The sequence below is a fragment of the Vibrio sp. 11-4(1) genome, from assembly GCF_013048625.1.
Lineage (GTDB): Bacteria > Pseudomonadota > Gammaproteobacteria > Enterobacterales > Vibrionaceae > Vibrio > Vibrio diabolicus.
The window spans coordinates 72504-95516 of sequence record NZ_VHSY01000006.1 but is presented as its reverse complement, the minus strand read 5'-3'; the positions used below and the strand labels follow the sequence as shown (position 1 = coordinate 95516).

Here is a 23013-nt window from a genome sequence, read left to right as displayed (position 1 = left end):
GCTACTGAGAGTATATCGAACCGAATACATCTCTCTACAAACCACCTTAGTTTTTATCAAAAGTGTGCGAATGTTAACGTTTATGTAAAACAGCACGCTTTGACAGCAACTTTATACGCAACAATTCTTTTCCAGATTAGATACAGTTTATTAAAGAATTAGTTTTTCTCACTAAAACAGTAGGAAATGCGTTAGTTTTTTTCATTTCTTCCAACCCAACTTTTGCCTTACATTACGCCCAAATTACCCCTTCGCCTTTTCACTAATGTGAACTTTAATGAGTACGCAACATGCAAACTTTTGAACTTGCTATCTTCTTGCAGTTTTTTCTTGGTTTGGTCGCCGCAGTAAACCCTGTTGGTATCATGCCTGTGTTTGTGTCACTAACCGGACATATGACACCAGACGAAAAGCGCAATACGGCAACCACAGCGAACGTGGCTGTTGCTATCATTCTGATCATCTCGCTCTTTGCTGGCCAGTTACTATTAGATATGTTCAGCATTTCTCTGGATTCGTTTCGTGTTGCAGGTGGGCTACTGCTGCTTAGCATCGCGTTCTCGATGATGAGCGGTAAACTGGGGGAAGATAAACAAAACAAACAGGAAAAATCAGAATACGTGAGTCGCGAGCAGATCGGTGTTGTTCCTCTTGCGATGCCGCTGATGGCAGGACCAGGCGCAATCAGTTCGACTATTGTTTACGGTGCACGCTACCCAAGCATGTTTGATACGGTAGGCATCAGCATTACAATTGGCTTGTTCTGTCTATGCTCGTGGCTGTTGTTCCGCTCTGCCCCACTGATCGTGCGATTTTTGGGCCAAACTGGTATCAACGTCATTACCCGTATCATGGGTTTGATATTAGGCGCATTGGGTATTGAGTTTATCGCCAATGGTTTACGTAACTTATTTCCAGGATTAGCCTGAGTTTCTATAAAATTGTATGATAGAGCGATTCAACAATGGATCGCTTTGTCATGACGACTGACTCTCTCAAACATACTCTTTATGTCACCATTTTTGGTACTCATACCAAAGCTGGTCGAACCTTCGATATTGCACTCATTATCGCGATTATCAGTTCTCTAATCGTACTGGTCTTAGACTCAATACCATCCGTGCGCGCCGAATGGGCAAAAGAGCTAAAATACTTGGAGTACACTTTTACCGGTTTATTCACTATTGAGTATTTTCTCCGGTTTTATTGCTCTCCAAAACCAGCCGCCTATGCGAAAAGCTTTTATGGCATCGTTGATTTACTCGCGATTTTACCTACTTACTTAGCACTGTTTTTCCCTTCTGCCTCCTTTATGGGCGTAATAAGAGCACTGCGAGTCATGCGAATATTCCGCATACTCAAGTTGGTCCGCTATCTTCAAGAGTCCAACATCCTCTTACGTTCTCTACTGATGGCGCGCAGAAAGATTTTTATCTTCTTTAGCTCTGTCGCCATTATGGTCACGATCTTTGGGTCACTGATTTTTGTCATTGAGGGGCCTGACAACGGATTTACTAGCATTCCGAAAAGTATTTATTGGGCTATTGTGACCATCACAACGGTTGGATATGGCGACTTGGTACCTCAAACAGATCTCGGAAAAGGGCTTGCCTCACTCACCATGTTGTTGGGTTATTCAATTTTGGCGGTCCCTACTGGTATTTTCACAGCAGAGCTTCACCAAGAAATGCAATCGCACAAAGTATTAGTGAAGTGTCCGAACTGTTCTCACGCCGGGCACGACTCTGATGCGACTTACTGTAAACACTGTGGTAGTGAACTGGCCGATCCTGACAAACGCGTTGTTCGTGGAGAAGACGAAGCATAAAAAAGAGCTCCCTAGGGAGCTCTTTTATTTTGTCACCAAACAAAGGTTGATGTGATTATGCTTTCTCAGAAAGAATAATGCGTAACGTACGACGCAATGGTTCTGCTGCGCCCCAAAGTAGTTGGTCACCAACAGTGAAAGCATTTAGGAAGTCATCACCCATTGCCATCTTACGTAGACGACCTACTGGTACGGACATAGTGCCTGTTACTTTTGCAGGTGTAAGTTCTTGCGCAGTAATGTCACGATCGTTAGGAATCACTTTAACCCAGTCGTTATGAGTGGCGATGATTTCTTCGATTTCGTCCATTGGGACATTTTGCTTAAGCTTGATAGTGAGTGCTTGAGAGTGACAACGCATCGCACCAATACGGACACAAGTACCATCAATTGGTACAGGCGAGCTTTGTGAGCCCAAAATTTTGTTTGCCTCTGCGCCCGCTTTCCACTCTTCTTTACTCTGACCGTTATCACGTTTCACATCGATCCACGGAATAAGCGAGCCAGCTAGTGGTACACCGAATTTATCGGTAGGGAAAGAACCGCTGCGCATTGTGTCTGCAACTTTTTTATCAATATCTAGGATAGAGCTTGATGGGTTTGCAAGTTCGGAACTTACAGAGTCATTGATAACGCCCATTTGCGAGATCAGTTCACGCATGTTTTGCGCGCCAGCACCAGAAGCGGCTTGGTACGTCATTGCGCTTGTCCACTCAACAAGGCCTTTCTCGAATAAGCCACCTAGACCCATTAGCATTAAACTAACCGTACAGTTACCACCAACAAATGTGTTCGTGCCACCGTGGATGCCTTGTTGGATTTGCTTTAAGTTCACAGGATCAAGCGTGATGATGGAATCTTCCGCCATACGCAACGTAGATGCTGCGTCAATCCAGTAGCCTTTCCAACCGGCTTGTCGAAGTGCTGGGTAAACTTTTTCTGTGTAGCTACCACCTTGACATGTAATTACCGCATCAAGCTGTTTTAAGCTTTCAATATCATACGCGTCTTGCAGTAAGCCTGCGTCTTTTCCTAAGTTAGGAGCAGGAATACCAACTTGAGAAGTACTGTAGAATACTGGTTCGATTAGGTCGAAGTCTTTCTCTTCAACCATACGCTGCATAAGGACTGAACCAACCATACCGCGCCAACCAACTAAACCAACTCTCATCGTATTAACTCTCCATGTATTAAAAAACCTACCCCATAGTTAATTTTTCGCATCAAAATCTCAACCCCTATTTTGTAAATAAGCCTATTTTTTAACCTTTTCCTATGAAAATTCGTGTTAAACGAGATTTTTTAGTGTTTGGTTTGCGATTTCGGCCATTTTTCAAGTAGGGAAAGCCCTGTTACTCCAAATTGGTCTTACCACTCAGTGATAAAATAACACATGAGGCACAATAATTTCACATTACACAACATTTAAAACCAAAAAAGTTAAAACAAACTAACAGTTAATTTCACAAGCAAACGTTTTTGCCGACGAACATCAAGATAAAACACCAAATATTCGAAATATAATTTTTGTTAATGTATGTTATGCGCGATTACAACAAGGAGCGCCTTCCTCTATTGCTCCAAGATTGACAGAGGCACATATGAAGCAAGTTACACCACGCCTACCAAGCTTGATACAGGTATTTATCTCGCTCGGTTTATTTCTACTGCTGGCATTTTCGTTCACTGCCAAGCTAGACCTACCGATCCAGCTAGCGCTGTACATCGGTTGGTTCATTATCATGATATTAGGCATTAAGCTTGGTCATCAGTACAAAGATCTGGAAAAAGCTGCACTAAATGGCATTTCCAATGGACTTGGAGCCGTCTTAATTCTTCTTGCCGTTGGCGCGCTTGTTGGTACGTGGATCTCTGGTGGTATTGTTCCAACCATTATTTACTATGGCCTTAAAGCAATTCACCCTTCTATCTTTTTGCTCGCAACCATGATCATCTGTTCATTGACTGCGCTAGCGACTGGCACCTCTTGGGGCGCTGCTGGTACTGCTGGTATTGCGATGATGGGTATTGGCCAAGGCCTTGGCGTTCCTGCACCAATTACAGCTGGTGCGGTGCTTTCAGGTTGTTACTTTGGTGACAAAATGTCGCCTCTATCGGACTCCGTCATCCTTGCTTCATCTATGTCTAACGTTGAAGTAATGGAACATATTAAAGGCATGCTGCCGATCGCACTCATTAGCTACATTATTACAGGCATTATGTTTACTGCATTTGGTTTCCACTACGCAGGTCAAGTTGACATGAGCCAGGTAGACTCTGTAATTAAAGCGATGGAGCAGCAATTCTACATCACCCCTTACTCATTTGTTCCTGTGATCATCGTATTGTCACTTCTAGCAATGCGTATGCCTTCATTCCCAGTGATCAGTTTTGGTTCTCTGCTCGGTATTATTTGGGCAGTAATGATTCAAGATGTGGACTTCCTAACCGCGTTCAACACCGCTTGGGCTCCGTTTGCGATTTCTTCAGGCGTAGATTTCATTGACTCAATTCTTAACCGTGGCGGCATGTCTTCAATGCTTGGCTCGGTTGCTGTCATCGTATTCGGCCTTGGTTTTGGCGGTCTACTAGATAAAGTGGGTGTGTTAGAAACTATCGCTAAGCTGTTTGAAAAACGCGTTCAAAGTTCAGGTTCACTGGCAACAAGTACAATCGGTACAGCCTTTATGGGGAACGTATTTGGTTCAGCGATGTACGTTTCACTTATCCTGACACCAAAAATCTGTGCGAAGAACTACGATCGCCTAGGCTACAAACGTAAGAACTTGTCTCGTAACGCAGAGTTCGGCGGCACATTAACCTCAGGTATGGTCCCTTGGAGTGACAACGGTATCTACATGGCAAGTATTCTGGGTGTTGCGACACTATCTTATGCACCGTTCATGTGGCTAAGCTTTGTATGTATCATTGTGACTATCATCAGCTCCTACATGGGTTGGTTTGTTGATAAATGCGAACCAACAGCGGAAGCAATTGAACAAGCAGAAGGCGAACTGAAGCAGCAAACCGCTTAAGTTCGCATAGATAGGAAGAATCTCTCTTCCTAGTGAGAGACAAAGAAAAAGAGCGCATGAGCGCTCTTTTTTATATCTCAACCAAACGTTAACTTTGTTTGGCTTGCGTTTTCACTGCTGCACGCTTACCAAACCAATAGCCCAAGCCAAGTGGTGCAAAGAATATAACGGCAATGAACAAGATGAAGTAGATAATGGTACTTTTAACGAGCTCAATCAGCTTGGTCATCGCTAAACTGACCACTTCCTGCGAGACTCGGTCCATATCTTGAGCAAACTTCTCACGCTCATGGGTAATGATCTGCGCGATTTCTTGGCGCTCTCTGGCTACCATCAGCTCTAAAGCTTGGCGCTCCTCACCCAATTGAGATAAACGCGCTTGCGTTTTTTGGTCAATATCGTCAACCAAAGGTTGTAACTCTATCGCCATTTGCTCTGCCAAATAGCGCATGTACTCTGGATTGTTATCAATAAAGTCCTTCATCGAATCAGCCGTAACTTGTAGGCTATTTAGCGCAGCATTAACTTTTTCGATGCTGGCAGAGCTATTTAATGCTAATAACTGCGCCTTCCAAGTCATAATTTTGGGGGTCTGTTCTGATACAAGGCTTAGACGATCCGAGACATCCCCTAATGCTTCTGGCATTGTACCTAGCGTAGTCACTGCCTCTTCCTCGCTAATTTGATTCGCATCTAACCACCCACGGTAAGCTGGCGTCCTGATCATACTTAAGTCCGCGAATGGATGTTGCTTAACGAACTCTGCAACAAACGCTTGTGTCTTGATGTACGCTTCTTGTTTCAACAGAGATTGAGCCAGTTTATCCACCTCTTTCGCTAAGTGAGCAGAAACTAACTTTGCCTCATCTGTCGCAAATAGTTCATTACCAGGGCCAGTCGTAAAGAATTGATCCATCTGTAGCGTAAAAGTCCAAGTATCAATCAGTGCTGCCATTGGCGAGACTTGGTATGCTGCGGCTTGAAGACCTTCTTCAGCATTTATCTTCCAAAGCAAAATATAAGATTGATGGACTTTATCATGCGGCTCATATTGATCGTGCAATGCATCAGCTGCTTGCTCTACCTGAGCAAAAAACTGTTGCGCATACTCACGAGTCAGGAGACGCATATTAAGCTCTTGTTTGGTAAGAGGGACGGTTTGACTCTCGATTTTCACTTCTAACAGGGAGCACCCTGAAAGCATCATAACCAACCCTATCAACATCATTGAAGACAATCGACGAACGGACATGAAAGTACCTTTAACAAATTGTATGGAACAGGAATAAAGCGAACTAAGCCATATAGTTCGGGCCTTTAATACCCCAACTCTGATGATTGTAAGTCAGAGCAATATCAATCTGTTAGCGCTTCTTGTATCTTTTCACTATTGAGAACGTGGTTAGCGAAAAGTATGGTTTGCTTTAGGACATCATCTAAACGTGTCAGTTTCTCTTCCGGCACTTTTTGCCCTTGTTTAATCAACAGCTCAATATCACCCGAAATGCAGTGCAATGGCATTGCCCCTAAACTTCCCGAGACCCCTTTAAGACTATGAGCCGCTCTTTGCGCTTGCTCTTTATCTTCTTCTAATAGCCGATGCATTTTTGAACCATCGCTAGAGTGATCCTGAATAAAGACTTCAAGTAACATTCGCACCGCGCTTTCATCTCCCGATAGCGAGTCCAGCATCTTATTAATATCTATATACGGCTCACGTTCCACGACTTCCACTTGTGATGAGTTCGGCTCATTATGACTCTGTTCGTTAACTTGGCTATTTTGAGAGCTTTGGGACTGAGCAGAAAAAACAACATAAGACCCACCAACTTGCTCAGACTCTTTATCCTCTGCTCTTGATGGTATTAGCGGCTGAACGGTTCTTTGGGAGAAAAGCCCCCATGAAATAAGAGAAAGAAATAAACCACTGATTACTGACAACCAAGTAACAAAGGTCATCAACTTTTGTTCCAACTGGTCATTTATCGAAGTTAACTGGTTCGGGAAATCAGGATTAAGCAGTTGATTAACTAGATAGCTGCCTTGCGCCTTGGCAGATAGCGCGCTTGAAGTCTGGGCAAGTTGACGCTGAAAAGCACTTCGCTCTTGAGGAGAAAGCGTGTCCGACTCGATAAAAAGTCGGTCTAAATCACGATAAGTATCGCTATTCGTTGCTGAGTCACTAAAAATAGACTCCAAAACAAGTGCGCCTAAGCGATAGTACATTGATTGAATTTGCTCAGAGTTTTCAGCTCGGGCGCGGCTTCTTCGCAACTGTTCAGCCAATGATACAAGCTCACTGTCACTTCCTACAAAGGCTCGAGCACTTTCTAAAAAGCGATCGGTCGCATAAAGCAATTGAGTAATATCTGGTGTGATTTTTCCTTCAGAAAACTCACTTTCAAGCTGTAAGCGAACTGCATAGGCTAACTGAAGTTTTAGTGAAACTTGGTCGACGTGCTTAACACGATAAGGCAGATCGAAGTTAAAAAAGTGTCTGACTTCTTCGACTTTGCTTCCTAGCTCATTCACTGTTGAAATGGTTTGAATCGTTTGTTTGGCTTGCAACCAAATCCCTAGCGCTAAAACACACCATAAAACGAACCAGAACCAAACAAACCGCCTCATTCCTTCTTTTAGCTTCAGCAACACTCGCCCCTCGCATATCTCCATTAATTACAAGCATATACTATGGATGTTTCTTATTCACATAAAAAAAGAGAGCCATTGGCTCTCTTAATTTGACGATATGGTTTTAGTTGCGACTCAACTGATCTTTTAGATTTGGTGGCGTACCTTTAATCGTTAAGGTATCCGTCTCTGGGTCATAAAAAATACGCTCGCCAAGCAATAGGCTATCAAAGCTAATATTCAAGCCACCGCCAGCACCAACAAATTTAGTCAGCTTGCGAACCGTCGCACGGTCACCAGGGAAAGATTCTTCAAGCTCGTACCCTTGCTCTTTGGTGAAATCCATAAAGCTTGTGCCATCTTGGCTTGGAGGAAGCTCTCCAGAAAGCTCTGAGATTTGAACCTCATCACCGGATTTAATTTGCTCATTGCAGTAGTCGTAAACTTGCTTTTTATACTCGTTAACTTCTTGCTTTTCTAGCTTCGAATCAGCACAAAAATCATCCACCGCCTGCATTAACACTAAGTTTTGTTGTTTAGTATCTAAGCCGATGTCCGCTTGCAGGAAATCTAGGAAGAAATCCGCCACTTTACGGCCGACGCGTCCCTTGATGTATTGCAAGTAACGATTAGATTCCTTGTCAGTGTCGTAGCTCGACAAGTCAATGCGTGCCGCAATATCCATTTTGGTGATATCTAGGTAATCCGTCGCACTGATGTCCAAACCTTCGGTCACTTTTAAACTTTGGTTCATTGGTAAGATACCGATGAACAAGTAGTCCGTTGCTAAACTCTGATACTCAGCGAAAACCAAAATACCTTCATCCGCAAATGGGTACTTAATCAACTCTTCTTTCAAGCGATTTGCACTAATTTGTGAGAAGTCGTAAAAATCTCGCTCTCCTTTGCGCATTTCTTGAAGCCAAAATTGAAATTCGCTGTCTGACTGGAAAGAGCCAAAACCTTTACCAGCTTTAGAATGGAATACTCGGTGAAGCTCAGCGACTAAGTTTTCAGTAGATGCATCGTTCTCTAATGATGCTGGACGAAAGTTTACAACTAGCTCGTCCTGATCGTTTTTGCACAGTTGATGCAGAATAACGTTTGAAAGATGAAGGCTCATAGTGATTTTATCTTGCTACAAGGTTTTAGTTGATGGGCATTGTAGGTTATCATAAGCCGCTTTTACTATCATTATTAGAGTCTTTATGCCGATTACATCTAAATATACTGACGAGCAAGTAGAGAAAATTCTTGCTGAAGTAGCAACAGTTCTTGAAAAACACGCTGCTTCTCCTGAGTTGACGCTAATGATTGCCGGAAATATCGCAACCAATGTCTTAAATCAACGTGTTGCTGCTTCACAACGCAAAGCGATTGCTGAAAAATTTGCTCAGGCGCTGATGTCTTCTTTAGAAACACCAAAAACACACTAATAACGGACAATAGAACACATACATGGTAGACAGCGGAAACTCATACGGCGAACGTGTATCTCGACTGGTTGGTTGGGGTCACTGGTTTGCATTCTTCAATATCGTCGCATCGATGTTGATAGGCACACGCTACATTGTTCAGTCTCCTTGGCCCGAGACGTTACTTGGTCAGTTTTATCTGGCGGTTTCTTGGGTTGGTCACTTTGGCTTTCTAGTTTTCGCGCTTTACTTGCTCGTTCTATTCCCGTTAACGTTTATCCTGCCATCGCGGAAATTGTTCCGTTTGGTGGCAGTGATTTTCGCGACCGTTGGGCAAACCATATTATTGATTGATACCCAAGCGTATCAGTCTATCAATTTGCACTTAACTCCTGTCGTTTGGGAGTTACTATTCAGCGAAGATAAAAGTGCACTCAGCACTGATCTACAACATCTATTTGTTGTAATGCCGCTGATCTTCCTTATTCAGCTCGCTCTATCCGAATGGGTATGGCGAAAACAGCGCAAACTATCTCATAAGCACGTAGGACGTCCTCTAGCAGCTGTATTTTTCCTCAGCTTTATGACCAGCCATTTGGTTTATATTTGGGCTGATGCATACTTCTACAATCCAATTACCAGTCAGCGTTCAAACTTCCCATTGTCTTACCCGATGACGGCAAAGAGTTTTATGGAAAAACATGGTCTACTTGACCGTGAGGAATACCTAAAACGCTTAGCGGAAAATGAAGGCAACGTAGAGTTAGTCAATTACCCTCTAGAAAAGCTAGAGTTTAACCGTCGAGTCAATAAGCTCAACGTGTTGATGATCAGCGTAAATAACCTGCGTGCAGACGCGCTGAATCCAGAAGAGATGCCTAACCTCTATGAGTTTGCCGAAAACAATCAGAACTTCCGTAATCATTACAGTTCAAGTAATGATACTTACGGGGCTTTTGGTTTGTTCTACGGCTTACCAACCAGTTACGCCTCAAGCATCAAGGCGCAAGGTGCTTCGCCAGTGTTACTCGATGTACTGAAAGATCAGGGCTACAACTTTGGTTTATTCAGTGGCAGCGGGTTTGAAGATGATCTCTACTCAGAGATTATTTTCCGCGACTTAAAACTAGCGGAAGACCTCGATGGCACACAAGCTCATACCGATAAGCAATCTATCGCGAACTGGAATACATGGTTAACAGAGAAAGCGAGTCAACCATGGTTTAGCTACATCGAAGTCACCACCGTTGATAATTTTGAATCGATCCCTTCAAATAATGACGAAGAAATGTCCGCAAGTGATCGCTTCAAAAAAGCTTATGAATATGCGGTGAAATCAGCGGATAAAACCGTCGCTAGCATTATTGCTGAGCTTGAAAAAAATGGACTATTAACAAACACCATCGTGATTATCACTTCTAATCACGGTAGTGAGTTTAATGAAACAAACACGAATAGCTGGGGTGCAAACAGCAACTACAGCCGTTATCAGTTACAAGTTCCTATGGTAATCCAATGGCCAGGAATGTTGGCTGGTGAATTTAATCACAGCACAAGCCACTTGGACCTTTCGGTCACGTTGTTGCAGGATATGCTCGGTGTATCTTCCAACCCATATGATTACAGTAGTGGTCGTAACCTATTTGACGAAAGTCGTCGCCGTTGGATCCTAGCGGGTGACACTCGTGAGCTTGCCTTAATTACTAGCTCACAAACCACAGTGATCGATAAGTTTGGCAACTACAAGTTGTATGACAAAAATTACAAACGACTTCGAGATGATGCACCGAAGTTGCCAGTTTTGATGCAAGGTTTAACTGAGTTACAGCGTTTTTATTCTAAAAACGATTAATACCTAGCAATCCATATACTATTCAAACTCCCCTTTTTGGGGAGTTTTTGTTTATTTAAACAACACAAACCACAAATTTGCGCAGTAAACATCCAATCAGTTCAACTAGGGGTTTACAACATTTTCAAAGCCTTATATTATGCGCCTCAACAACGGAGAGATGGCTGAGTGGTTGAAAGCACCGGTCTTGAAAACCGGCATACGTTAATAGCGTATCTAGGGTTCAAATCCCTATCTCTCCGCCACATTTAGAAAAAGCCCGCTAAGAAATTAGCGGGCTTTTTCGTATATCCAGATTTGAAAAGATTTGTACAAATCCCTCCTTGAATACAAGCCAAGCAATCGCCACATTCAGAAAGAACCCACTAGAAAATTAGCGCCCTTTTCGTTTCAGTGTCCCGTTCTGAATCAGGTTGATACTCACGTCTAGTTGTATTTACTTACCAACAAAAACTTCTTTAGCGGCATTAATGAGCTGCAAATGGATTGGGACGAGGTCTGCATGATTCGTTCGATATCCACCTCCGACGACAGCTGCGACAGGGATACCTCGCGATTTCATTGTTTGCATTAAAAATCTATCACGCTCTAAAATCCCTTGCGTCGACACATCAAAATATCCAAGCTCATCGTCTTGATGTATATCGACACCAGCATCGTAGATAACCAAATCAGGACGATGAAGATTAAGTGCCATTTCAACCACTTCCTTAAACGCCATTAAAAAATCCTCATCACCGGTCCCTCGTACCAAAGGCACATCTAGATCAGACTGAGGCTTTCTAGCCGGGAAGTTTTTGTCACAGTGAAAAGAAAGCGTGATGATATCTGGCTCATCGTGACACAAAGTTGCTGTTCCATCCCCATGATGAACATCACTATCAATGATCAATACTTTATCGACATGCTCGACTTCGAGCGCTTGCCTGGCCGCGATCACTAAGTCATTAAATAAACAAAAACCACTGCCAAACTCTTTGTGTGCGTGGTGATACCCGCCACTCAAATGAATGGCAACACCATACTCAAGTGCTTTATTTGCGGTCAAAGCCGTGCCCGCTGCTGAAGTTAGCGTTCTGGTAATGAGAGACTCACTCCAAGGAAAACCTATTCTGCGCATTTTCGCAGCTGGCATGTTTCCATTCACTAGCAAGTCGACGTATTCCTGGTCATGAACACGTTTTACTTCCTCAACAGTTAATGCTTCTGGCTGGAAAAACTGCACGTGTTCTTTCCAGTTATCTTTCTCCATATGCACCAATACCGATTCATAGAGGTACTGGTATTTCATAATTGGGTAACGATGCCCCTCTGGCAACTCAAGTTGAGAATAAATCGGGTGGTAGATAAATGGCAGCATGAGAAATTCTTAATAACAATCGTAGCGAAATAGTATCAACTTCAAGGGTTGAATAAAAAGCAATTTAATTGATAATGATTTTCAATATCAATTAAATTTAATATACATATGGATTCTACTTTCTTTGCTATTCTCGGTGCACTGTTTGGCTCTCTTTGTGCTCTGTCCCTATTTTCATCTCTCGTTGTTGGTGCGTGGTGGTTGGTTGATTTTATTGCGCTTAGCTAACACAATGACTTTCAACTGAAATCAAAAAATATAGGTGTTTGTATGAGTCAAACCGTCTTTATTACCGGAGCAAATCGCGGCATTGGCCTTAGCTTAACTGAGCTGTACCTGAAGCAAGGCCACCAAGTACATGCTACCAGTCGTTCCTTAGAGAACAGTTCTGAACTACAAACTCTAGCCTCACATTACAGCAATCTAGTTTTGCACGAACTGGATGTTACTCACTACGAACAAGTCGCTCTGCTTGCAGATAAGCTCCCCGCCATCGACTTACTCATTAACAATGCGGGATATTACGGCTCCAAGGGATACGGCTTTGGAAATACTGACGTAGAAGAATGGCGTAAAGTCCTCGAAGTGAACACCATTGCACCGTTAAAACTGGTTGAGCACTGTTACCCTCGCTTACAACAAGGCAAGATAAAAAAGATTGCTTGTATCTCATCAAAAGTGGGGAGCATGACCGAAAATACGTCCGGTGGCGGTTATATTTATCGTTCATCGAAAGCGGCGCTAAACTCGGTTGTTAAAAGCTTGAGTAATGATTTAACACCTGAAGGATTTACCGTTTTAGCGCTTCATCCTGGTTGGGTAAAAACGGCAATGGGCGGGCCAAATGCATTGATCGATACGCAAACCTCCGCGCAGGGCTTAGCGAACGTGATAGAGCTGAGTACACCGCAACTTTCAGGTCGATTTATTAACTACGATGGTACTGAGCTACCTTGGTAGCGGCGTTAAGAAACAACCATCAATAAACCAAATAACACCTAAGCTAGGCTTCATAATCGTGACTTGGTTGGCAAACATAATGTTCATCGGCGATCTACCAGCATAATTCGCGCAATCTAACTTGAATTTATCTATATCCAATCCAGACTTATGAAAAAGTAGAACAATTAAGGAGAAGGCACGATGGCAGCAGATAGGGATTTGGTTAATTTTAGCGAAGAGCATGAGCTAAACTACTGCTTGAGAAGTGCTGGTAAACGCCAAACTCAAGCGAATCGAGATACATTAGTTGACTTGGGCAACCAGGTGAAAGAGGTTCTGGACAAACGCGTGTTAACTCAAGGTGAAGTAAGAGGCGCGATCCAAAACCACGGTGACCTATTCGAGTAATCTATTTTCAAGCATGCGCGGTGTTTAATTACGCCGCGCTTGCCCTATGCCCGCTTACCTTTGGTTGCACGGGATTTAGTTGCGCCACCACTCTTTGAATAACTACGCTTTTTACGTTTAAACGCAGGACGTTCCACTTTGGGTAGATGACGCAATGAATCAGGGATCGGCCCTGCTTTTACTTGTGCCATCAAGCCATCAATGCGTTGCTCTAGTGCTTGCATAAACGGCTGATATGCCTGATTTCTCTCTGCCATACCTTGTAACTGGTGCTCCCAATGAGCCGTCATATCTGGGTACGTTGAATCCTGTGGCAAGGCATGAATGAGACCTCTTCCCGCAGGAGAGCTGAGAATTGATTTACCTTGACGCGTGAGCAGTTGGCGTTTGAACAGCGTGTCCAAAATACCAGCGCGAGTCGCTTCCGTACCTAGCCCATCAGTATCACGAAGGATTTTTTTCAGTTCTTTATCCGCAACGTAACGGGCGATCCCGGTCATCGCTTGCAACAGCGATGCTTCGGTAAAGTGCTTTGGTGGCTCGGTTTTTCGGTCTTTTATTTCCCCTTCACGACAAGTTAACACGGTGCCTTCTGGTAACGGTGGAACGGCATCAATACCTTCATCTTCCTTGTCAGTTTTGCCCATTAGCGCTTTCCAACCCGGCGAAACTAACTGGCGACCTTTCGCGATAAACATACCACCAGCGATATCGAAAACCAATTTCGCTTCAGCGTAAACCGCCGCCGGATAAAACTGCATGAGATACTGGCGCGCAATCAATTGATACACTTTCATCTCATTACCCGAAAGCGCATTCACATTAGCTTGTTTTGGTGTAGGGATAATCGCATGGTGCGCATCCACTTTTTTATCATTCCAAGCTTTGGACTTTAATGTTAAGTCTGCTCCCTGAACGGCACCTTGCAGCTCTTTTGCGTTATTCGCAATAGCTGTTGTCACCATCTCTGCTTGTGAGTAGTGTTCCATCGGTAAATAGCGACAATCTGAACGTGGATAAGTGATCAGCTTGTGCTTTTCATACAATGCCTGACAAGTATCTAGTACTTGTTGCGCACTCATACCATAGCGCTTCGCTGCATCGATCTGTAAAGCAGATAATGAATAAGGTAATGGTGCTGATTGCTTGGTTTGCTTTTGTTCCGACTCCGTCACTTTAGCGGGTTGATTTGCAATACGGTTTGCAACGTTTTCCACTAACTTACGGTTTAAAACTCGCCCTTCTTCATCCTGCCAAGGCTTGCATGCCTCACTTGGCTTCCAACGAGCACGAATATCAAAAGTACCATTGGCATCTTGATATGGGATAAGAGCATGTAGGGTAAAATAGTCCTTCGGGACAAAGTTTTCGATTTCCTCATCACGACGCACCACTAAGCCAAGAACTGGCGTTTGCACTCGCCCTACTGAGAGAACACCTTGATACCCTGCCTTTTGACCAAGCAAGGTATAAGCACGAGACATGTTCATGCCATACAACCAATCAGCCCGAGAGCGGGCCAATGCAGAAACTGAAAGTGGGATAAACTCGCGATTACTGCGCATAGAACTAAGTGCGCGTTTAACCGCAGGTAAGTTCAAGTCGGAAATCAGCAAACGCTGTGTGGATTCCTTCTTGGTTTTAGATAACTTGCAATAGTCGAGAACTTCATCAACTAACAGCTGACCCTCTCGGTCTGGGTCTCCTGCATGAATGACTTCGTTAGCTTCTTTGAGCAATTTACGAATCACTGTTAATTGCTTACTTGCGCTTTTCCTCGGTCTGAGCTGCCATTGCTGCGGAACAATTGGTAAATCTGCCATATTCCACTTTTTATAACGCTCATCATAAGCGTCAGGTTCGACTTGTTCGAGCAAATGGCCGATACACCAAGTAACGATATCCCCGTTCCCACAGCGGATGAATCCTTGATCTTTCTTTTGAGGGTTTGGCAGTGCAGCGGCAATCGCACGGCCTAAGCTTGGTTTTTCAGCAATAAACAGACGAGACATAACGTTTTGGAAATAAATATAATTAGGGCCACATTAACGAATGTAGCCCTAATAAATCAAGAAAAACTGTATAAATAAACAGTCAAGTTTGTTTAAGTTTTCAGTTATAGAAATTCAACAAACTGAGAGAGGTCACGCTCAGGAACTTTCATCGGTGTACAACCAGGCGTACCTAGGTACAAGAAACCAACAATCTCATCGTCGCCTTCTAAACCAAACGCTTGATGAACTTCTGGATGGAACATCCACTTACCTGAGCGCCAAAAACCTTGAAAGCCTTGTGCTACGGCTGCCATTTGCATCGCTTGTACAGCGCATCCCGCAGATAAGTGTTGCTCTAGTGCTGGCACTTTCTCATGTTCCGTTACTTTAGCAATCACCGTGATCACCATTGGTGCGCGAAATGGTGCATTCTTTACCTTTTCGACCACCGCTTCATCACTATTTTCAGCTTCTGCCGCTTTTACCAAGATATCTGACAGTTTTTTCAAACCATCGCCCTGTGCGATAACGAAACGCCAAGGGGTTAATCCCGCATGGTCAGGCGCACGAAGGCCTGCACGAATGATGTTCTCAAGAGCTTTACCTTCTGGTGCAGGCGCAGATAACTTCGCGATAGATCGGCGATTGAGCAAAAGATCGAGAGCGTCCATGAAAGAGTCCTTATCGAATATCGTTGTTATTTTGTTTACGCTACTTTAGCACAATCTGCTCCTGCGAATAACAACCGGTTTTCTGTGGGCTTGATAACGTGCTTCACTTAACATCAAGCTGGATTTAATGTTAATTTATTCGCGAAATGAATAAGTTGAACATAGGCAGGTTGATGAACAAGGATAAACAAAACAGCATTTACGAAAAGATCGTTAATGACGAAGATGCCCGTGCCTGTAAGGCGATTCCTGAATCAGCTTGTCATCAAGTTCCCGGCAACTTTCTTAAAATCATTCTTGCTCAGTTTTTAACGAAGGTCGGCGATGCGTTAATCAACCCCAAAGTCACGTTGCCGTGGATACTACAAAGTCTCGGGGCACCGGTTTACTTAATTGGTTGGCTCGTTCCTATTCGTGAATCAGGTTCCCTTATCCCACAACTTAGCATCGCGCACTACATCCGGCGCATTCCAGTAAGAAAATGGGTCTGGGTAATTGGCAGCATCTTGCAGGCTCTTTCCATATTTGCAATCGGATTGGTCGCATTAACTCTAACAGGAGCAGCTGCGGGTTATGGTGTGATTGCATGCCTTGTGATCTTCAGCCTCTCACGCGGTTTAAATTCCGTCGCATCAAAAGATGTATTGGGCAAAACCATCCCTAAAAACCAACGAGGTCAAGTCAACGGCTGGTCTTCAAGCGCTGCTGGCCTGGTTACGCTGCTTTTCGCTAGCCTTCTGGCACTAGCCTGGTTATGGGACGTAGAGCCGACAGAGCGCTTTTACGGTCTGAGTTTAGGCTTAGCGGGCGTCATATGGCTCATCGCGGCATTAGTCTATGCGCGAATTAATGAGTATGCCGGTGAGGTAGACGGTGGTCGAAATGGCGTCCTCGAAGCATTTAAACAACTCGCGTTACTTAAGACAGACGTGACCTTTCGTCGATTCGTTATCACGCGGACACTATTTTTATGTTCTGCGCTGAGTGCACCGTACTACGTTGTGCTGGCACAGCAATCTCTCGGTGGACAGCTCTGGGTGCTAGCTCTCTTTATGTTTGCGAGTGGCTTAGCCTCCTTTGTGTCAGGTCCTTTCTGGGGAAGAATGTCCGATCGATCTAGCCGCAGTGTGATGGTCATCGGCGCAACGATGAGCGCGCTACTTGGCGTTGTTTTATTTGTTTACGATACGTGGGTCACCGCTAGCCAAAGCTTCCTATTCGTGATTCCTCTGCTCTACTTTTGTGTGTGTATTGCCCACGACGGAATACGAGTCGGACGAAAAACCTACTTAGTTGATATCGCAGAAGGTGACAAGCGGACAAGCTATGTAGCCGTGAGTAACACGGTGGTTGGAATAATGCTGCTTCTAATGAGTTCTCTTGGTGTTATGTCGAACTTTTTGAGCCTTTCAGCAGTGGTGTTAGTGTTCTCTTTTATTACTCTTGCTGGCGTAGTAATGGCCAAACAACTGCCAGATATCAGTGACTAGTTCTATACAAAAAAAGCTGCGCTCAAAGCGCAGCTTTCATGGTAAACACACATTAAAAAGCTAGAGTTTTACCGCCAATTTAACACCTTGACGAATCGCACGCACAGCATCAAGTTCACCCGCATGGTCAGCTCCGCCAATGATATGAATCTTCTCTCCGAGTTCAGACCATTTATCTTCAAATGGACGAACAGACTCTTGCCCCGCACAAATGACTACTTTGTCCGCGTTCAATAATTGTTCTTTTCCATCTACATGAATGTGCAAACCTTGATCATCAATTTTATCGTAAGACACGCCACCGACTAAATGTACGCCCCTTTTTTCAAGGGTACGTTTATGGATCCAACCTGTCGTTTTACCCGGACCTTTACCTACGCGACCTTTACGACGCTGAAGCACCCAGACTTCTTTATCGCTGACCGCATCAGGGTAAGGGTATAAACCACCCGGTTGAGACATCTCTTTGTCGATTCCCCATTCATGCAACCAGTCATCCAACGTTTGTCCAACTGGCTCTGTGAGCATGGTCGCGACATCTACGCCAATACCACCTGCACCAACGATAGCCACTTTCTCACCGACTGGCGTTTTGTCTCGAATGAGAGTTTGATAGTCGACGACTTTTTCTGGGTTCTCAATTCCATCAATATTGACTTTACGTGGCTCGACACCCGACGCCATCACGATCTCATCGTATTCTGTTAGTAGGTCATAGTTCGCTTCCGTCGATAAGTGCAGATTCACGCCTGTTTCATCAATACGATTAGCGAAATATCGTATCGTCTCTCGAAACTCTTCCTTACCAGGGATCTGCATAGCAAGACGGAACTGACCGCCGATGCGGTCGTTCTTTTCGAACAAATCAACCTTATGGCCACGTTCAGCCAGTGTAGTCGCACAAGCCAAGCCCGCCGGACCTGCTCCGACAACGGCAATGTTTTTCTTCTTAAAGGCTGGTTCAACAACAATTTCGGTTTCATAGCACGCAAGTGGATTCACTAAGCAACTGGCGCGCTTACCTTTAAACACGTTATCTAGACACGCCTGATTACAACCAATACACGTATTGATAAGCTGCGCTTTTTCCTGTTCGGCTTTAGCAACAAAGTAAGGATCAGCCAAGAATGGGCGCGCCATCGAAACCATATCGGCATGCCCAGAAGATAGAATACGTTCTGCTTCGTCTGGCGTATTTATTCGGTTACAAGTGATGATAGGAACCGAAACGTGAGGTTTAACTTTTTCCGTAACCCACGTAAACGCACCGCGTGGTACTTGAGTCGCAATGGTCGGAATTCGAGCCTCGTGCCAACCAATGCCAGTGTTAATAATCGTGACGCCAGCCTCTTCAAGCGCTTTCGCCAATTCGATAACGTCTTCAAATGTGCTGCCCTGCTCGACAAGATCCAGCATAGAGAGACGGAAAATGATGATGAACTTGTCGCCCACCGCCTTACGAACCGCTTTGACAATTTCTAGCGGAAAACGCATACGTTTTTTGTAACTGCCACCCCATTCGTCGTAACGCATGTTCGTGCGCTTACATAAGAATTGGTTTATCAGGTAACCTTCCGAGCCCATTAACTCGACGCCATCATAACCAGCAAGCTGGGCTAACTCAGCGCTGTTCGCAAAGGCATCAATGGTTTTCTTAATCTGGCGGTCGCTCATTTCACTCGGAGCAAACTTTGCAATTGGCGCTTTAATGCCAGACGCACTTTGCGAGAATGGATGCATGGCATAACGCCCAGCATGAAGAATTTGTAGGGCAATTTTGCCACCGTGCTTGTGCACCGCTTCTGTCACAACTTTGTGGGCCTTGGCATGCTTTGGCTTGCTGAACTCAGCACTCAATGGGTGCAAACGACCGCGTAAGTTCGGAGAAAAACCTCCGGTTACAATCAGTCCAACACCGCCTTTCACGCGTTCTTCATAGAAAGCCGCGAGCTTCTGTAATCCTTCTTTGTGCTCTTCTAAGCCCGTGTGCATTGATCCCATCAGGACTCGGTTTCGTAATTGTGTAAAACCGAGATCCAGTGGCTTTAATAGGTTTGGGTACATGGCAGACATCACTTAACATCCATTGTTATTATCATGGTCTGACCAGACTAAGCCCGCTCAACCAAAAAATCAAACAAGCGTTTACATTTTTGTAACACCGATCAATCTCGCGTGAAAATATGCCAATTGTTGAGTGGTCGTGATAAGCTAAAAAAATGTTATCTTTTGAGATCTTAGAGATAAGAACCCATACTTTGTTAGACTCGGCGTAACTATCTCGTTATGGAGACAAGATGAAAAAACTCTTCAAATTTATTGGTTTGATATTTAAAGGGATATGGAAGAGCATCACCTTTATCAGACTCGCACTGGCAAACCTGATCTTCTTGCTGATGATTGCCGTTTTCTACTTTGCTTTTACTTATACCGGAGACGGTCAACCCGTCGTCGAAAAAGAGTCGGCATTGGTGATGAATCTTTCAGGTCCGATTGTCGAACAAAGACGCTATGTAAATCCAATGGACTCTTTTGCTGGTTCCCTTTTGGGCAATGAGTTACCGAAAGAAAACGTCCTTTTCGATATCGTTGATACTATTCGCTACGCGAAAGACGATCCTAAAGTGTCTGGATTAGTGCTAGCACTGCGAGACATGCCAGAAACAAATCTCACGAAATTACGTTACATCGCGAAAGCGTTGAACGAATTTAAAGCGTCAGGTAAACCAGTTTACGCTGTAGGTGATTTCTACAACCAAAGCCAATATTACTTGGCAAGTTACGCTGATAAAGTTTACCTGGCACCTGATGGCGGCGTATTGATTAAAGGTTACAGTGCCTATTCAATGTACTACAAAACGTTATTGGAAAAGCTTGATGTTTCTACTCATGTTTTTCGCGTAGGTACTTATAAATCCGCTATCGAACCTTTTATTCGTGATGACATGTCCGATGCCGCGAAAGAGTCTGCAACACGCTGGGTTACTCAGTTGTGGAGTGCTTTTGTTGATGACGTAACCACAAACAGAAATATTGATGCGAAAGTGCTTAACCCAACCATGGATGAGCTGATTGACGAAATGAAGTCAGTGGATGGTGATCTTGCTCAGCTCGCGGTTAAAATGAGCTTGGTCGATGAACTCGCGACACGCCAAGACATTCGCACTCTATTTGCCAAACAGTTTGGTAGTGACGGCAAAGACAGCTACAACGCGATTGGTTACTACGACTACCTTGCAACGATTCGCCCTGATTACACACTACCTCAGCACGATATCGCCGTTGTTCTAGCCAGTGGCGCGATTATGGATGGTCAACAACCTCGTGGTACTGTCGGAGGTGACACCGTCGCAAGCTTGTTGCGTCAAGCACGCAATGATGAAAAGGTGAAAGCGGTCGTGTTGCGAGTAGATAGCCCTGGGGGTAGTGCCTTTGCCTCTGAAGTGATTCGCAACGAAGTAGAAGCACTGAAACAAGCAGGCAAGCCAGTTGTTGTATCCATGTCGAGTTTAGCCGCTTCTGGTGGTTATTGGATTTCAATGAGCGCAGACAAGATCGTTGCTCAGCCAACAACACTGACGGGTTCCATTGGTATTTTTAGTGTCATCACCACGTTTGAAAAAGGCTTTAGCAAGTTAGGCATTAATACTGATGGCGTTGGCACATCGCCGTTCTCTGGTGACGGTATTACCACTGGCCTTTCTGACGGCGCGTCTCAAGTATTCCAATTAGGTATCGAGCACGGTTATAAGCGCTTTATTTCTTTGGTTGGCGAGAATCGCGATATGTCTCTAGAGGAAGTCGACAACGTCGCTCAAGGTCGAGTTTGGACAGGACAAGACGCCCTATCCTTTGGTCTTGTTGACCAAATGGGTGACTTTGATGATGCCGTAGAACTAGCGGCGAAACTGGCGAATGTGACCGATTACGGCATTTACTGGGTAGAAGAACCGCTTTCTCCCACTGAACTATTTTTACAAGAGTTCATGAAACAGGTGAAAGTCTCTCTAGGTATTGATGCAACCAGCTTGCTACCAAAAAGTCTTCAACCCGTAGCTCAACAGTTTGAACAAGACGCAAGCTTGCTACAAAGCTTTAACGATCCTAAAGGTCAATACGCATTTTGTTTGAACTGCCAAGTGCAGTAGCTTTTTCATTAATATTACAAAGGGTACCTCTACTTGAGGTGCCCTTTTTATTACGCTCAACATCTCCTCAGATGACTTTCTGATGCTGTGCGCATAGCCTCGCATCTCAAGGTTATTTAGGTATATAATCCCCGCCTCTGTTCCCCTACATGAAAGAAAAAAACGATGACTAGAAAACACATCTACATCGCTTACACCGGTGGCACCATCGGAATGCAAAAATCGGATCACGGCTATGTGCCTGTTGCTGGCTTTATGGAAAAGCAACTAGCAAGCATGCCAGAGTTTCACCGTCCTGAAATGCCGGATTACACTATCCACGAATACGATCCTCTGATTGACTCATCAGATATGACGCCTGCCGACTGGCAGCAGATTGCGGATGATATTCGTGACAACTATGACAAATACGATGGTTTCGTCATCCTACATGGTACTGACACCATGGCATACACAGCATCTGCATTGTCTTTCATGCTTGAAAACCTTGGCAAGCCAGTGATTGTTACGGGTTCACAAATCCCTCTTGCGGAGCTGCGTTCTGACGGTCAAGCAAACCTATTGAATGCTCTGCATATTGCCGCAAACTACCCGATCAACGAAGTTACTTTGTTCTTCAATAATCAGTTGATGCGTGGTAACCGCAGCACAAAATCTCATGCGGACGGTTTTAATGCCTTTACTTCACCAAATCTTCCTCCACTACTGGAAGCTGGGATCAATATTCAAGTAAGCAACAGCGTAACCGTTGGTGCACAACCAGAAGGTGAGTTTAAGGTTCACAACATCACGCCACAACCAATCGGTGTGATCACCATGTATCCTGGTATATCACATGAAGTTATTCGTAATACGCTTCGTCAGCCTGTAAATGCGATGATTCTTCTGACTTTTGGTGTCGGCAACGCGCCTCAAAACCCTGAGCTACTGGGCCACCTAAAAGAAGCCTCTGAGCGCGGCGTTATTGTCGTGAACCTAACTCAATGTTTGGCAGGCAAAGTGAATATGGGCGGCTACGCCACGGGTTGTGCACTGGCAGACTCTGGAGTTATCAGCGGCTTTGACATGACGCCAGAAGCGGCACTAGCAAAACTGCATTACCTTCTAAGCCAAAACCTTTCTTACGAAGAAGTGAAAGAGAGAATGCAGCAAGTACTGCGTGGTGAGATGAGCCTGTAAATTCAAGCTTACTACGATCTAAAAAGCCCAATCTCTATTGGGCTTTTTTCTTTTAAAGTC

At 44.3% G+C, this 23013-nt stretch carries 18 protein-coding genes and 1 tRNA gene; 11 read left to right on the top strand and 8 right to left on the bottom strand.

Annotated features, from left to right (window positions below):
* Positions 1–290: 290 nt before the first annotated feature.
* Together FKN16_RS13415 and FKN16_RS13410 are read left to right on the top strand one after the other, a co-directional pair.
* On the top strand, positions 291–929 hold the full coding sequence (locus FKN16_RS13415; RefSeq protein ID WP_005396528.1) for a YchE family NAAT transporter: 639 nt from the start codon (positions 291–293) through the stop codon (positions 927–929).
* A 35-nt stretch (positions 930–964) separates the two neighbouring features.
* Positions 965–1828, top strand: coding sequence for an ion transporter (locus FKN16_RS13410; protein ID WP_170902904.1), 864 nt, complete (start codon positions 965–967; stop codon positions 1826–1828).
* 55 nt (positions 1829–1883) lie between these two features.
* On the opposite strand, the gene asd is transcribed toward FKN16_RS13410, so the two are convergent.
* Entirely contained in the window at positions 1884–2999 is a 1116-nt protein-coding gene (gene asd / locus FKN16_RS13405) for an aspartate-semialdehyde dehydrogenase (protein ID WP_005396526.1), read from the bottom strand.
* 430 nt (positions 3000–3429) lie between these two features.
* Here asd and nhaC point away from each other — a divergent pair, with 430 nt between their 5' ends.
* Positions 3430–4863, top strand: a complete 1434-nt coding sequence (nhaC, locus tag FKN16_RS13400) for a Na+/H+ antiporter NhaC (RefSeq protein WP_170902903.1) — start codon at positions 3430–3432, stop codon at positions 4861–4863.
* A gap of 88 nt (positions 4864–4951) precedes the next feature.
* On the opposite strand, the gene FKN16_RS13395 is transcribed toward nhaC, so the two are convergent.
* From FKN16_RS13395 to yejK, 3 genes are all read right to left on the bottom strand, one after another.
* Positions 4952–6115, bottom strand: coding sequence for a chemotaxis protein (locus FKN16_RS13395; RefSeq protein WP_170902902.1), 1164 nt, complete (start codon positions 6113–6115; stop codon positions 4952–4954).
* A gap of 104 nt (positions 6116–6219) precedes the next feature.
* Positions 6220–7536 (bottom strand): Hpt domain-containing protein, encoded by a 1317-nt coding sequence (locus FKN16_RS13390; protein ID WP_170902901.1) that lies wholly within the window; start codon positions 7534–7536, stop codon positions 6220–6222.
* 82 nt (positions 7537–7618) lie between these two features.
* Entirely contained in the window at positions 7619–8617 is a 999-nt protein-coding gene (yejK, locus tag FKN16_RS13385; RefSeq protein WP_005396521.1) for a nucleoid-associated protein YejK, read from the bottom strand.
* A gap of 85 nt (positions 8618–8702) precedes the next feature.
* On the opposite strand from yejK, the gene FKN16_RS13380 reads away from it, so the two are divergent.
* From FKN16_RS13380 to FKN16_RS13370, 3 genes are all read left to right on the top strand, one after another.
* Entirely contained in the window at positions 8703–8930 is a 228-nt protein-coding gene (locus tag FKN16_RS13380) for a YejL family protein (RefSeq protein WP_005380722.1), read from the top strand.
* 22 nt (positions 8931–8952) lie between these two features.
* Positions 8953–10761: a DUF3413 domain-containing protein gene (locus tag FKN16_RS13375; protein ID WP_170902900.1), complete on the top strand. Its 1809-nt coding sequence runs from the start codon at positions 8953–8955 to the stop codon at positions 10759–10761.
* Between the two features lie 154 nt (positions 10762–10915).
* Positions 10916–11006: transfer RNA gene (locus FKN16_RS13370), tRNA-Ser, on the top strand.
* Positions 11007–11197: 191 nt separating this feature from the next.
* On the opposite strand, the gene FKN16_RS13365 is transcribed toward FKN16_RS13370, so the two are convergent.
* The gene (locus FKN16_RS13365) at positions 11198–12121 is read right to left on the bottom strand and encodes a histone deacetylase (RefSeq protein WP_046874518.1); all 924 of its coding nucleotides are present in this window, start codon (positions 12119–12121) and stop codon (positions 11198–11200) included.
* A gap of 270 nt (positions 12122–12391) precedes the next feature.
* On the opposite strand from FKN16_RS13365, the gene FKN16_RS13360 reads away from it, so the two are divergent.
* Both FKN16_RS13360 and FKN16_RS13355 read left to right on the top strand, forming a co-directional pair.
* Positions 12392–13081 (top strand): SDR family oxidoreductase, encoded by a 690-nt coding sequence (locus tag FKN16_RS13360; RefSeq protein WP_170902899.1) that lies wholly within the window; start codon positions 12392–12394, stop codon positions 13079–13081.
* 183 nt (positions 13082–13264) lie between these two features.
* On the top strand, positions 13265–13471 hold the full coding sequence (locus FKN16_RS13355) for a hypothetical protein (protein WP_005380717.1): 207 nt from the start codon (positions 13265–13267) through the stop codon (positions 13469–13471).
* 44 nt (positions 13472–13515) lie between these two features.
* Here FKN16_RS13355 and FKN16_RS13350 read toward each other — a convergent pair whose 3' ends face one another.
* Both FKN16_RS13350 and FKN16_RS13345 read right to left on the bottom strand, forming a co-directional pair.
* Positions 13516–15483 (bottom strand): DNA topoisomerase III, encoded by a 1968-nt coding sequence (locus FKN16_RS13350; RefSeq protein ID WP_170902898.1) that lies wholly within the window; start codon positions 15481–15483, stop codon positions 13516–13518.
* A 104-nt stretch (positions 15484–15587) separates the two neighbouring features.
* Entirely contained in the window at positions 15588–16136 is a 549-nt protein-coding gene (locus tag FKN16_RS13345; RefSeq protein WP_005380711.1) for an NAD(P)H nitroreductase, read from the bottom strand.
* A gap of 173 nt (positions 16137–16309) precedes the next feature.
* Between FKN16_RS13345 and FKN16_RS13340 the strand changes: the two genes are divergently transcribed.
* On the top strand, positions 16310–17626 hold the full coding sequence (locus FKN16_RS13340) for an MFS transporter (RefSeq protein WP_104972011.1): 1317 nt from the start codon (positions 16310–16312) through the stop codon (positions 17624–17626).
* Between the two features lie 60 nt (positions 17627–17686).
* Here the strand turns inward: FKN16_RS13340 and FKN16_RS13335 are convergent, their stop codons facing one another.
* On the bottom strand, positions 17687–19699 hold the full coding sequence (locus FKN16_RS13335) for an NADPH-dependent 2,4-dienoyl-CoA reductase (RefSeq protein WP_168187874.1): 2013 nt from the start codon (positions 19697–19699) through the stop codon (positions 17687–17689).
* A gap of 224 nt (positions 19700–19923) precedes the next feature.
* Between FKN16_RS13335 and sppA the strand changes: the two genes are divergently transcribed.
* Complete coding sequence (sppA, locus tag FKN16_RS13330; protein WP_170902897.1) at positions 19924–21774, top strand: signal peptide peptidase SppA; 1851 nt, start codon at positions 19924–19926, stop codon at positions 21772–21774.
* Positions 21775–21939: 165 nt separating this feature from the next.
* On the top strand, positions 21940–22953 hold the full coding sequence (gene ansA, locus FKN16_RS13325; protein WP_046874512.1) for an asparaginase: 1014 nt from the start codon (positions 21940–21942) through the stop codon (positions 22951–22953).
* The last annotated feature ends 60 nt before the right edge of the window (positions 22954–23013 follow it).

Excerpts from the sequence above, each read along its gene's own strand:
- FKN16_RS13350 (WP_170902898.1), bottom strand. The coding sequence starts at position 15,483 with ATGTCTCGTCTGTTTATTGCTGAAAAACCAAGCTTAGGCCGTGCGATT.
- nhaC (WP_170902903.1), top strand. The coding sequence starts at position 3,430 with ATGAAGCAAGTTACACCACGCCTACCAAGCTTGATACAGGTATTTATC.
- FKN16_RS13335 (WP_168187874.1), bottom strand. The coding sequence starts at position 19,699 with ATGTCTGCCATGTACCCAAACCTATTAAAGCCACTGGATCTCGGTTTT.
- FKN16_RS13345 (WP_005380711.1), bottom strand. The coding sequence starts at position 16,136 with ATGGACGCTCTCGATCTTTTGCTCAATCGCCGATCTATCGCGAAGTTA.
- ansA (WP_046874512.1), top strand. The coding sequence starts at position 21,940 with ATGACTAGAAAACACATCTACATCGCTTACACCGGTGGCACCATCGGA.
- sppA (WP_170902897.1), top strand. The coding sequence starts at position 19,924 with ATGAAAAAACTCTTCAAATTTATTGGTTTGATATTTAAAGGGATATGG.
- yejK (WP_005396521.1), bottom strand. The coding sequence starts at position 8,617 with ATGAGCCTTCATCTTTCAAACGTTATTCTGCATCAACTGTGCAAAAAC.
- FKN16_RS13360 (WP_170902899.1), top strand. The coding sequence starts at position 12,392 with ATGAGTCAAACCGTCTTTATTACCGGAGCAAATCGCGGCATTGGCCTT.
- asd (WP_005396526.1), bottom strand. The coding sequence starts at position 2,999 with ATGAGAGTTGGTTTAGTTGGTTGGCGCGGTATGGTTGGTTCAGTCCTT.
- FKN16_RS13415 (WP_005396528.1), top strand. The coding sequence starts at position 291 with ATGCAAACTTTTGAACTTGCTATCTTCTTGCAGTTTTTTCTTGGTTTG.
- FKN16_RS13375 (WP_170902900.1), top strand. The coding sequence starts at position 8,953 with ATGGTAGACAGCGGAAACTCATACGGCGAACGTGTATCTCGACTGGTT.
- FKN16_RS13410 (WP_170902904.1), top strand. The coding sequence starts at position 965 with ATGGATCGCTTTGTCATGACGACTGACTCTCTCAAACATACTCTTTAT.
- FKN16_RS13395 (WP_170902902.1), bottom strand. The coding sequence starts at position 6,115 with ATGTCCGTTCGTCGATTGTCTTCAATGATGTTGATAGGGTTGGTTATG.
- FKN16_RS13365 (WP_046874518.1), bottom strand. The coding sequence starts at position 12,121 with ATGCTGCCATTTATCTACCACCCGATTTATTCTCAACTTGAGTTGCCA.
- FKN16_RS13380 (WP_005380722.1), top strand. The coding sequence starts at position 8,703 with ATGCCGATTACATCTAAATATACTGACGAGCAAGTAGAGAAAATTCTT.
- FKN16_RS13340 (WP_104972011.1), top strand. The coding sequence starts at position 16,310 with ATGAACAAGGATAAACAAAACAGCATTTACGAAAAGATCGTTAATGAC.
- FKN16_RS13390 (WP_170902901.1), bottom strand. The coding sequence starts at position 7,536 with ATGGAGATATGCGAGGGGCGAGTGTTGCTGAAGCTAAAAGAAGGAATG.
- FKN16_RS13355 (WP_005380717.1), top strand. The coding sequence starts at position 13,265 with ATGGCAGCAGATAGGGATTTGGTTAATTTTAGCGAAGAGCATGAGCTA.